Annotated in this window: 11 protein-coding genes and 2 pseudogenes; 10 read left to right on the forward strand and 3 right to left on the reverse strand. The window is 65.6% G+C overall.

Features of this window, described 5'->3' with window-relative positions; all coding sequences use genetic code 11:
- The 8 genes and pseudogenes from JCM19049_RS04215 to JCM19049_RS04250 all read left to right on the forward strand — a co-directional run.
- Positions 1–629: pseudogene (locus tag JCM19049_RS04215) on the forward strand (hypothetical protein); the annotation flags it as partial.
- A complete protein-coding gene (locus JCM19049_RS04220; protein ID WP_054820903.1) occupies positions 619–1,416 on the forward strand; it encodes an ATPase, T2SS/T4P/T4SS family in 798 nt (265 codons plus the stop codon). The pseudogene JCM19049_RS04215 and the gene JCM19049_RS04220, both read left to right, overlap by 11 nt.
- Complete coding sequence (locus JCM19049_RS04225; RefSeq protein ID WP_054820904.1) at positions 1,413–1,790, forward strand: ATPase, T2SS/T4P/T4SS family; 378 nt, start codon at positions 1,413–1,415, stop codon at positions 1,788–1,790. The genes JCM19049_RS04220 and JCM19049_RS04225 overlap by 4 nt, the downstream gene beginning before the upstream one ends.
- A gap of 502 nt (positions 1,791–2,292) precedes the next feature.
- Positions 2,293–2,634, forward strand: coding sequence for a hypothetical protein (locus JCM19049_RS04230; protein WP_054820905.1), 342 nt, complete (start codon positions 2,293–2,295; stop codon positions 2,632–2,634).
- Positions 2,635–2,762: 128 nt separating this feature from the next.
- Positions 2,763–3,167: a type II secretion system F family protein gene (locus JCM19049_RS04235; RefSeq protein WP_279402435.1), complete on the forward strand. Its 405-nt coding sequence runs from the start codon at positions 2,763–2,765 to the stop codon at positions 3,165–3,167.
- A 131-nt stretch (positions 3,168–3,298) separates the two neighbouring features.
- Positions 3,299–3,514, forward strand: a complete 216-nt coding sequence (locus JCM19049_RS04240) for a DUF4244 domain-containing protein (RefSeq protein ID WP_279402436.1) — start codon at positions 3,299–3,301, stop codon at positions 3,512–3,514.
- A gap of 10 nt (positions 3,515–3,524) precedes the next feature.
- Complete coding sequence (locus tag JCM19049_RS04245; protein ID WP_054820908.1) at positions 3,525–3,866, forward strand: TadE family protein; 342 nt, start codon at positions 3,525–3,527, stop codon at positions 3,864–3,866.
- A 56-nt stretch (positions 3,867–3,922) separates the two neighbouring features.
- A complete protein-coding gene (locus tag JCM19049_RS04250; protein ID WP_279402437.1) occupies positions 3,923–4,192 on the forward strand; it encodes a hypothetical protein in 270 nt (89 codons plus the stop codon).
- A gap of 63 nt (positions 4,193–4,255) precedes the next feature.
- Here JCM19049_RS04250 and JCM19049_RS04255 read toward each other — a convergent pair.
- Both JCM19049_RS04255 and JCM19049_RS04260 read right to left on the reverse strand, forming a co-directional pair.
- Positions 4,256–6,586, reverse strand: a pseudogene (locus tag JCM19049_RS04255) (DEAD/DEAH box helicase).
- A gap of 167 nt (positions 6,587–6,753) precedes the next feature.
- A complete protein-coding gene (locus JCM19049_RS04260) occupies positions 6,754–7,410 on the reverse strand; it encodes a GNAT family N-acetyltransferase (RefSeq protein WP_054820910.1) in 657 nt (218 codons plus the stop codon).
- A gap of 137 nt (positions 7,411–7,547) precedes the next feature.
- On the opposite strand from JCM19049_RS04260, the gene JCM19049_RS04265 reads away from it, so the two are divergent.
- Positions 7,548–8,453: a rhodanese-related sulfurtransferase gene (locus tag JCM19049_RS04265; RefSeq protein ID WP_054820911.1), complete on the forward strand. Its 906-nt coding sequence runs from the start codon at positions 7,548–7,550 to the stop codon at positions 8,451–8,453.
- 66 nt (positions 8,454–8,519) lie between these two features.
- Here JCM19049_RS04265 and JCM19049_RS04270 read toward each other — a convergent pair whose 3' ends face one another.
- Complete coding sequence (locus tag JCM19049_RS04270) at positions 8,520–9,101, reverse strand: GNAT family N-acetyltransferase (RefSeq protein ID WP_054820912.1); 582 nt, start codon at positions 9,099–9,101, stop codon at positions 8,520–8,522.
- Positions 9,102–9,161: 60 nt separating this feature from the next.
- On the opposite strand from JCM19049_RS04270, the gene JCM19049_RS04275 reads away from it, so the two are divergent.
- Positions 9,162–10,474: class I SAM-dependent methyltransferase (locus JCM19049_RS04275; protein ID WP_054820913.1), on the forward strand; the 1,313-nt coding region annotated here is incomplete at its 3' end.

Consider the following 10,474-nt stretch of genomic DNA (forward strand, 5'->3'; position numbering starts at 1 on the left):
CCGGAGGGATCGGCACCAGTTCGCTGGCGTGCCTCAGCGCCCATGCCGGCACGCTGAGCGGACTGGAATCGGTGGTGCTGGACCTGGATCCCCACTCCGGGTCGCTGTGGCCAATGCTCAGCTGGCAACCGGTCAGCGGGATTGGCTGGGAGCAGCTGCGCGAATCCCGCGGACACCTGGCCCCGCACCAATTTAGGGAAATGCTGCCGCGCTGTGAGGGCACTGCCGTGCTGTCCTGGCGGCAGGATCCCGGAACGTTCGTGATTGACGAGCCGCTGGCGGCACGGGTCCTGGTGGCCGCCCGACAGGCCTTTGACCTGGTGGTCATTGACACTGGTCGATTCATCCACCCGTTGGCCCCGGTGTTGGGGCAGTTTCAGGACCGCATGGTGCTCACCGGTTCGGGGCAAAGCCGCCAGCGTGCAACCGGATACGGGTACGTGCTGTGTGCCGGCACCGGCAGGAGTCCACTGGGGCAGCCCGAGGGGCTGCTGGGGTTCTTTCCCCAGCACGGCGGTGTGCAGCGCTGTGCGGAACGCGGTGACCTGCTGCAGGCACTGCGCTCACGTAGGCTGCGGCAGGCGATTGCCGACTGCGCACTGCTGCCGCTCAAGGAGAGTGGATCGTGAACGGCGGGCGGCACGCCCAGCGGCCGGGCGGCAGCTACCGGCAGGGGCTGGTGGACCAAAGGATCCTGGAGTCGGTGCGGCGCAAGGCGATCCAAAGCGGAGGAACCTGGACCCGATCGCGCTGGCCGAAGCGGTCACCGAAGCCGGTACGGCCTGGGGTTCGACCGGTTCGGCACAAACCCTACAGAACCTGCGTGATGAGGTGCAGGGCTTGTCGGTACTGGAACAGTTTGCCACCCTGCCCGGTGTCAGCGACGTGCTGGTGGATGGGCGGGGCCAGGTGTGGACCGATTCAGCGCAGGGACTGCGTCTCACCGGGTTCAGCTTCAGCTCCGCCGAGCAGGTGCGCCGGCTGGCCGTGCACTTCGCGTCCCTGGCTGGCAAACGTTTGGACGAGGCGATGCCCTTCGTGGATGTCTCGGTGCGTGGGTACCGGATCCACGCGGTGCTGCCGCCTGTTGCCGTGCAGGGCCCGGTGATCTCCATCCGTGTCAAGCAGGCCGCCGGGCGTGGGCTGGACCAATTGCTGGGGGCCGCCCACCGGTGGTGGCAGCCGCTGCTTCAGGCGGTGGTGAGCACCGAGCAGAACTTCCTGGTCTCCGGGGGCACCGGCTCGGGCAAGACGACCCTGCTGCAGGCCATGCTTGGGCTGGTGGATTCGGGCCAGCGGCTGGTGATCGTGGAGGACACCCACGAATTGCAGGTCGAGCACGAGCATGTGGTGTCGCTGCAGGCGCGCCTTCCAAACGCGGAGCACCGTGGCGAGGTGCGATTAAGCGACTGGTGATCCAGGCCCTGCGGATGCGCCCGGACCGGCTTATCGTCGGAGAATGCCGCGGTGCGGAGGTGCGGGACTTCCTGGCGGCCATGAATACCGGGCACCAGGGGGCAGCCGGGACGATCCACGCCAATGAACCCGGGGCGGTTCCGGCACGGTTGGCGGCGCTCGGGGCCCTAGCCGGCTGGGATCCGCAGGCCACCGCGCTGCAGGCCAGCAGCGCACTGGACCTGCTCATCCACATGGCACGCGGTCCTGACGGGAGTCGGGCTCCGGTGAAGCTGAGTCGCCTGTTCCTGGGGGAGACCCAGCAGATGCGCACCCAACCGCTGATTGACGCTCCTTGCACGACCCGCTGCTGCCTGGCACGGAATCATGGCTAAAGGAGCGGTTCGATTCTGCCACCGTGGAGACGATCCTCCAGGCGCTGTACCGCCGACCGGGGAGCGCAACATGACCCTGCTCTCGGTTTTCGGACTGCTGCTGGTGGCGGCCGCCGCCCTGTGGCGTTCCCCTACGCGCCGGCGGCAGCAGCGCGGCGGCCCCAATGCAAACCTGGGAAGGCGGCCGCTGCTGCGCAACGCAACGAGCTTTCATTCCGGGGATACACTCCACCGGCGCTTCTGGCCGGGTCAACGAATCGGCGGGTCGGGGTGCAGCGGTGGACGCGCATGCGGAGTCCAGCGTACGGGTGGTGCGCGAACTGGCAGGGCTGCTGCGTAGCGGTAAACAGTTGGACGCCGCCATGCAGTTGCTGCTGCGGATCGAAGCAGGGGAGACAAACCCGGCAGCACAGGCACTATCGGCACTGTATGTCCAACGCCAGACCCGCTGGACACAGCCCCCAGGCGCGGTTGCGGCCTGGACGGGGAGGCCGGGCACCTGTTGCGCCGGCTGCACTGGTGTTTTGAGATCTGTGAGCAAAGCGGCGCCCCGCTGGCAGAAGTGCTGGAGCGTTTGGCCGAGGACCTGGAGGCGGCGCAGGATGCACGGCGAACCCTGGATGTCGCGCTGGCCGGTCCCCGGGCCACCACCCGCCTGCTGACCTGGCTGCCCCTGCTCGGTTTGCTGAGTGGGGCGCTCTTTGGCATTGACGTTTTCACCGTGCTGGCAGAATCCGCGCTGGCCCGGGTGGCGGTCCTGCTGGATCTTGGGCTCTGGGCGGCCAACCGGCTCTGGTGCCGGCTGCTGTTAACGCGTTCCACCCGTGAGGCGGTCCAGGGGTGAGAGCGTTGTTCCTGCTGTCCCTGGCCATCAGCGTAATGCTGGCCTTCCGTCCGCCAGCCCGCCAGCAGCGGCCCGGCAGTGGGCGGGAAGGGAAACGAAGAACGAAACCGTCGGCCCAGGATCCGCCGGTGGAACTGGTGCTGGACCTGGCGGCCAGCCTCTTGGAATCGGGGCTGCCGTTGAATCGCGTGCTGCAGATCCTGGGCACCAACATTCCGCATTGTGCGCCGTTGCGTGCCGTGTGTCGTTGCCTGGAGATGAACATGGACTGGAACGACGCCTGGAACGGCACACCCTCCTGGCTGGCGCCGCTGCGCCGGGCGCTATATTTCACCCGCAGTTCCGGAGCGTCCGCCTCCCAGCTGCTGCACAACTCGGCGGCCTTGCAACGGCGCGAGCGGATCGCCACCGCACAGCGGGTCGGTGCCCAGTTTGGGACCAAACTCGTGCTGCCGCTGGGCTTGTGCGCTTTGCCGGCGTTCATCGCCTTGGGCGTCATCCCGCTGATCGTCGCGTTGCTGCCCCAGTGGTAATCCCCAATCCGCCACCCGCCCCTGCAGGGGTGGGAGTAATGCCGTGATGGTGGATGGCAGACGGGGTTGATCCCCAACCTTGTCCAACCGACCGGAAATGATTCGGAAAAATACCCTCGAAAGGAACCGACATGAAATCACGGATCAGGAACGCAATGGGTCCCAAGGGTCTACGACAGCGTCCCGGGGTGCCTGCCGGGATTGAATGGGACGATGAGAGCGGCAGTACGACCGCCGAATTCGCCATGGTGACCCTGGCAGCGGTTGCCTTCGCTGGTTTATTGATCAGCATCCTGTCCAGCGGGGATGTGCGCGGCATGCTGCTGGGCCTGATCAGCAGGGCCTGAGCCTCTAGCTATGGGGCTGAAAGATGACCGGGGCAGCAGCACCGCAGAACTTGCGGTGCTGCTGCCGGGCATTGCACTGATGCTCAGCCTCACTTTGGGCGTGGGAGTCCTGGGAATGCAGCAGATCCGGGTGCAGCAGGCTGCCTCGGCGGTTGCCCGGGAATTGGCGCGCGGTGAAGAGCCTGCCCAGGCACGGGCCACCGGCAGCCGCCTGGCCGGAGGCAAGGCACGGTTCAGCATTAGCACCGGCGGGTCATTGGCTGAGGTGAAGGTGAGCCGAATCCTGCAGGTGCCCCTGATCGGGACGGTCACCCTGCGCGGCGAGGCCCATGCGGCGTGGGAGCAGAAATGAACAGGTCAGCAACGCTCGGGCAGGATCCGGAACGCGGCAGCGGCACGGTGCTGGGCTTGGCCCTGCTGCTGGTGGGAATATTGGCTTGCGGGGCCATCGCGCTGATCCTATCGGCAGGCATGCGGCCACCCGGCTGGAACTGCCGCCGATCTAGCGGCGCTCGCCGCGGCGGATACGGCCGCGGGCTGCGTGAGGGTGAACCGTGCGCCGTGGCTGTGCAGATCGCCGGCAGCAACGGGGCTGGCGTGGAACATTGCGCCCTGCAAGGCGGTCAGGTGGTGAAGGTATCGGTGAGCGTGCCGGTGGGATTTACCTTGCAGGCCTGAATGTGTATCAGGCGCGAGCGACCGCGCGGGCAGGGCCGCCGCCACTGTGGAACTGATCAGTTCCTAGCGCCAGTGCCGCGGCTCGATGTCATCCAGCACTGCGCTGAGCAGTAGGATTGCGCCGGCCTTGTTTAGCGGATTGTTCCTATTGCCGCACTTGGGGGACTGGACGCAGCTGGGGCAGCCGTTGGTGCATTCGCAGCTGTCGATGGCATCACGGGTGGCCCGCACCCAACGGACGAATTGTTCAAAACCCCGCTCGGCGAATCCGGCACCGCCGGGCTGGGCATCGTAGACGAAGATTGTTGGCTGCCCAGTGTCCACGTGCAAGGCGGTGGAGACTCCTCCAATATCCCACCGGTCGCTGGTGGCCACCAAGGGCAGCAGAGCGATCATCGCGTGCTCCGCCGCATGCAGGGCCCGGGGAAAAATTCGGGGGTGATTCCCGCATTGATCAGCCGCTGTTCGGTGAGCGTGAACCAGATGGACTTGGTGTGCAGCTCGCGTGCTTCCAGATCCAGCGGCTCCTCGGAGAGTACCTCGTTGGAGGAGACGGACTTGCGCTGGAAGGACACCACCTGGGTGGTGACGATGACTTCTCCAAAGTGGATGGCCAGGTCGCGGTGCTCGCTGCTGCGCTCGGTTCCCTGCACGGCGACCGTGGTGATGTCCCGCGCGGTGGTGTAATAGTCCGGGTTGACGCGGGTGACAACGACGGTGTGGTTCTGTTCGTCGAGCTCTTCAACGAAGTAGCTGGAACCTGGTGGACGTAAATCGCGCCGGGGTGGGCCTGGTAGTGGGTTTGCGGTGAGTCCATGGTGCCAAGGATCGCGCCGGATTCCGCGTCGATGATGTTTACCGGGCCCCCGCCATCGGCGCGGATGGAGAACATGGCCGCCGCGTGCTGGGCGTGGGTCCAAAACCAGCCTGCCGGGCGGCGGCGCAGGTAACCGCGGGCCACCAGGGAATCGAGCAGCTCCTCCGAGGTGGGGCCAAACATTTCCAGTTCTTCACTGCGCAACGGCAGTTCCTGGGCTGCCGCACACAGGTGACCGGAGAGCACGTATTTGTTCTGCGGATCGAACACGGTCGCCTCTACGCCCAGGTCAAAGATCGCCTCCGGGTGGTGCACCAGGTAGGTGTCCAGGGGATCTTCACTGGCCACAAAAATGGCCAGGGAACCCTGCCCTGCCCGCCCGGCCCGGCCGATCTGCTGGAAGAAGGAGGCCCGGGTGCCCGGCCAGCCGGCGACCACCACTGCGTCCAGTCCGGCGATGTCGATTCCCAGTTCCAACGCGGAGGTGGATGTGACTGCCAGCAATTTGCCCGAGCGCAGAGCCGATTCGATCTCCCGGCGCTCGGTGGGCAGATAGCCCGAGCGGTAGGCAGCCAGGCGGACGCTGAGCTCGGGGGCGAACTGTTCCAGGTGACTGCGGGTGAGCGTGGCGATCGTTTCGGCGCCGCGCCGGGACTTGATGAAGACTATGCTGCGGGTGTGGTCGGCCATCAAATCGGTGAGGATGGAAGCGCTTTCGGCGATCGCGGTGCGACGAACCGGTGCCCCGTTTTCTCCCACGCGTTCGGTCAGGGGCGGCTCCCACAGCCCAATTACCAGCTCGCCGGAGGTGGAGAAGTCATGGGTCACCGCTTCGGCCTGGGCGCCGATGAGCCGCGAGAAAGACGCTGCCGGGTCGGCGCTGGTGGCCGAGGCGCCGATGAAGACGGGGCCGGACCGGTAGTGCTGGCACACCCGACGCAGCCGGCGCAGCAAGTTGGCCACATGGGAACCAAAGACCCCGCGGTAGGAGTGCGCCTCATCAATGACCACATAGCGCAGTCGCTTTAAGAACCGGTCCCAGCCTGATGGTTCGGCAGGATGCCGCGGTGGAGCATGTCCGGGTTGGTGAAGATGAAGTTCGCGTGCTGCCGGATCCATGAGCGGCTGGCCGGGTCTGTGTCGCCGTCATAGCTGGAGGCCCGTACCCCGGGCACCTGCAGGGCCTGCACGGTGGCCAGCTGGTCGGCGGCCAGCGCCTTGGTCGGGCAAATGTACAAGATGGTGGCTTGGGCGTCCCAGTCGTTGGGGGAGGCCTGGCGTGCCCGGTACAGTGCGTCCAGTCCGGGCATCAGGTAGGTCAGGGATTTGCCCGAGGCGGTGCCGGTGGCCACGATCGTGTGCTGTCCCTGATGGATCAGCTCGGCCGCCTGAACCTGGTGCAGCCAGGGCTGGTTGATCCCCAGCCCCTGGAAAATCCCGCGCACCTGCGGGTCAAGCCATTCGGGCCACGGTGCGGTGATTTCATCCTTGGCCGGCACCACGCGGCGGTGCACTACTGCGTCCGGGTCATTGTGCCGTTCGAATGGATCCAGCAGCGCGTTGACGGTCTTGGCCATGGGCTGGGATCACCTCGGTGGTTGGCGGGATGGACGCATGATTGGCAGGGCCGGCGGGGTGCAGCCCCAAGCTCACAGCCGGGATGCGCACGCGGGCCTGCCCGGTCCGTTAAATGCTACTCGCCGCCGAAGGCGGGCTCGGCGGCGAGGGGGCGGACGCGTGCGAGTTAGCCTTTGAAGGCCACAACGCTGCCTAGATTCGTCCAACCCAGTGACGCGTAGAGCTTCTGGCCGTCAACGGAGGCAATCAGCAGGCCTTCGTCCACATCGTGTTCCTGTGCCAAGGAGGCCAGGGCGCGCATGGCCAGGGTGCCCAGACCGCGGCGGCGGAATTCGGGACCGGTGATGATGCGGTCAAAGATGGCATAACCATTTACTGCCGAGACGTGGCCGGAGGCGGCAACGACTTCCTCGTTATCCTCCGGGTGCAGCGAGACGTAGGCGTGGGTGCCATCGCGTTCAATCTGGAACACGAAGCCATCCGGGGGCAGCGGCACTTCCACGTCGTGGGCAGCCAACTCGGTAACCATCAAAACTTCGTCATCGGCAGCGATCTGCAAACCGACCTCGTTGGCCAGCTCAATCAGCCCCGGAACGTCTTCGGAAAAGGCGGTCAGTCGTCGCGCCGGATGCTTTTTCAGGGTCTCGGCAACGGCCTGCAGTTCCTCGCGGGAGGGGTTGTAGATGACGTACTCCCAGTCCTCGGTGGTGTCGTGCCGCAGCGCTGCATGGACACGGCCTTCATGGCGCGCTTCATAGCCGCGCGCGCCGGACCAGCCTGCAACCCAGGTGCCAATTAGTTCATCGCTTGCGTTTGATGCCATGCTTTGACCCTACCTGTCTTTCCTAGTAACTCGCTGACAAAGGCCAATCGTTGCTTACTTGAAATCATAGTCAAACTGATGTGACTTTGCTCCACGTAGCACCTGAATGGACGCTAAACCCACTACCCTTATACCTTGTGGCCATTCATCGCATTGTCTTGTATTACGCTTTTACACCGCTGAACGACCCCGAGGCGATCCGCCTGTGGCAGCGCTCCCTTTTGGAGCAGTGGGGTCTGCGAGGACGCATCATCATCTCCAAGGACGGCATCAACGGAACCGTCGGTGGGGAGATCTCCGCGGTGAAGCAGTATGTTAAGGCCACCCGCGAATATCCGGCCTTCAAGAAGATGGACATCAAGTGGTCCGAAGGCTCCGCCGAGGACTTCCCGCGCATCTCGGTGAAGGTGCGCGATGAGATTGTCACCTTCGGGGCACCGGGGGAGCTGCAGGTCGACGAGAACGGCGTCGTTGGCGGCGGTACGCACCTGCGTCCGGAAGAGCTGCATGAACTGGTTGAGGCCAAGCAGAAGGAAGGAACCCAGGTTCAGTTCTTCGACGGGCGCAACGCGTTCGAGGCGCAGATTGGCCGGTTCAAGAACGCGATTGTGCCCGAGGTGGACACTACCCGGGACTTCCTGGAAGAGATCGACTCCGGTAAATACGACCACCTCAAGGACCAGCCGATCGTCACCTACTGCACCGGTGGGATTCGCTGTGAGGTGCTCTCGGCGCTGATGATCAACCGTGGCTTCCAAGAGGTCTACCAGATGCAGGGAGGGATCGTGCGCTACGGAGAAAAGTATGGGGATGCCGGCCTGTGGGAGGGTTCGCTGTACGTTTTCGACAAGCGCATGCACATGGAATTCACCGAGGACGCGGTGACCATCGGCGAATGCGTGGGCTGCCAGGCGCCGACCAACAAGTTTGAGAACTGCGCCGAGCTCTCCTGCCGCAACCTGCGGCTGTTCTGCACCGAATGCGCCCAGGACGAGCAGCTGCGCCGCTGCCCGACGTGCCAGCAGGCGCCGCTCAGCGCCTAGGCCCGGCTACAGTGTGAAGGCCTGGTGATCCCTGGTGGGGATCCCCAGGCCTTGCTTCGTTTCGGGCTACACCCGCGAAGCGTCGGGCCACAGGTCCTTGGAGGGGTCACGCACCTCGGTCTGCTCTTCCTGCACGTCATAGACCGTGAACCCGCGGGCCTGGTAGTTCGGCAGGGCCTGCTGCCCATCCAGGGAGCAGGTGTGCAGCCACACCCGGCTGACCGGCGCCATCCCGGCATGGCGTTCGTCCAGTGTCCAGGCCCGCCGGATCCCCTCGGTGAGCAGGGCGCCACCCAGCCCCTGGCCGATGGCCTGGGGGAAGAGGCCGAAGTAGAAGATTTCCACCTCGGTCCCGGCGGTGCCGGGCACAGCGGCCAACTCGATGTACCCCTGCGGAGCCCCAAGGCGGTAGAGCACATGGGTTTCGGAGCCCGGGGCCCGCAGCTGCTCCAGCCACTGTCGACGGGTGAGCACCAGGCGATCGGCCCAGTGCAGTTCGCTGCCCACCCCCAGGTACAGGAAGCGGGAGAACTCCGGGGTGATCTGCTGGACCCAGTCGATGCGCGCGTCCTCGGGCAGGGGACGCGAGGAGGGGACCAGCTGGGAGGGATCGGTTTGCTGCAGGTAGGTGACGGTGACTAAGGCCATGACCGCATCGTACGCGCCTGTCCCCGGTCATTTCTGCCGCAACTAGCTAGAATCGCAATTGTGACTTCCACCGATTTTGCCGCCGTTGACGACGCCCCACGCAGTGACCAGCAGGCGCTGCTTGATTCCCTGTATTTCGATCTAACCGCACTGGACTTCACCTTCGATGCGATCACGGCCCTGCTCGGGCAGGAAGCGGTGGAGGCGTTCGGCCGCGACCAGATCCCGCCGGCATTGCGCCAGGTGCGCCGGGCGACCCCGAAGCAGTCCGGGCTGGCCACGGTGATTGGGTTGTTCCAGCTGGGCCAGGGCTACCCGGCCGACCGGATCGATGCGGCCTTCGGCCGCACCGGGGTGCAGGGGCTTTTGCGGCTGGGATTGATTGAGCAGCATGGTCCAGGGCTGCGGGCCAGTGTGGCCCTGACCCCACACGCATCGGACAGCTCCGCGGAACTGTGGGTGGCGCACGACCTGGGCGCGCACCAGCGCCCCGGGGTCCTGCGGGCGGACCATGTGCTGGGCATCGGCCAGGCGTCCTTGACCCTGGCGCAGATCACGCTGCGTCCCCAGGTGGACCGGGCCCTGGATTTGGGCACCGGGTGCGGCATCCAGACATTCCACCTGCTGGCCCACTGCCGGCATGTCACGGCCACCGACCTTTCCGTGCGCGCCCTGGCCTTCACCCGGTTTAACCTGCTGCTGAACCACCGGCAGCTGGAGGTGGATCCGGCTCGGCTGGAGGAGCGGGTGAGCCTGCGGTGCGGCAGCCTGTTTGAACCGGTGCAGGGGCAGCGCTTTGATCTGATCGCCACCAACCCGCCCTTTGTCATCACCCCGCGCGCGGAGGACGAAGCGATCTTCACCTACCGTGATGGCGGGATGGCCGGGGACAGCCTGATCCAGGCCCTGATTTCGCAGCTGCCCAGCTACCTGGAGCCCGGGGGCAGTGCACAGATGCTGGCGAATTGGGAAATCCCGCTGGGCGAGCAGCCCTGGGATCAGCGGATCCGCCCGTGGTTTGATCCGGCATTGGATGTCTGGGTCATCCAGCGGGAGCAGTCCAGCCCCAGCCTGTACGCCGAAACCTGGCTGCGCGATGCCTCCCAGGACCAGGACCCCGAACAGTATCAGCAGGCCTACCAGGCGTACCTGGATGACTTTGCCGGCCGTTCGGTCGCCGGGATCGGGTTCGGCTACGTCTACCTTGGCCTGGCCCGGGACGGGCATCGGCCCGAGCAGCGTTTCGAATCCATCACCCACCCGGTCCAGCAGCCTCTGCGCCCTTCCTGCAGCGGGACCTGCACACCGCAGCCGAGCTGCGTGCCGCCAACGGGCAATGGGGACAGTGGCACCTGGAGGTCGCGGAGGACGTG

The organism is Arthrobacter sp. JCM 19049 (assembly GCF_001310435.1).

Excerpts from the sequence above, each read along its gene's own strand:
- JCM19049_RS04245 (WP_054820908.1), top strand. The coding sequence starts at position 3,525 with ATGGGGCTGAAAGATGACCGGGGCAGCAGCACCGCAGAACTTGCGGTG.
- JCM19049_RS04240 (WP_279402436.1), top strand. The coding sequence starts at position 3,299 with ATGAAATCACGGATCAGGAACGCAATGGGTCCCAAGGGTCTACGACAG.
- JCM19049_RS04260 (WP_054820910.1), bottom strand. The coding sequence starts at position 7,410 with ATGGCATCAAACGCAAGCGATGAACTAATTGGCACCTGGGTTGCAGGC.
- JCM19049_RS04270 (WP_054820912.1), bottom strand. The coding sequence starts at position 9,101 with ATGGCCTTAGTCACCGTCACCTACCTGCAGCAAACCGATCCCTCCCAG.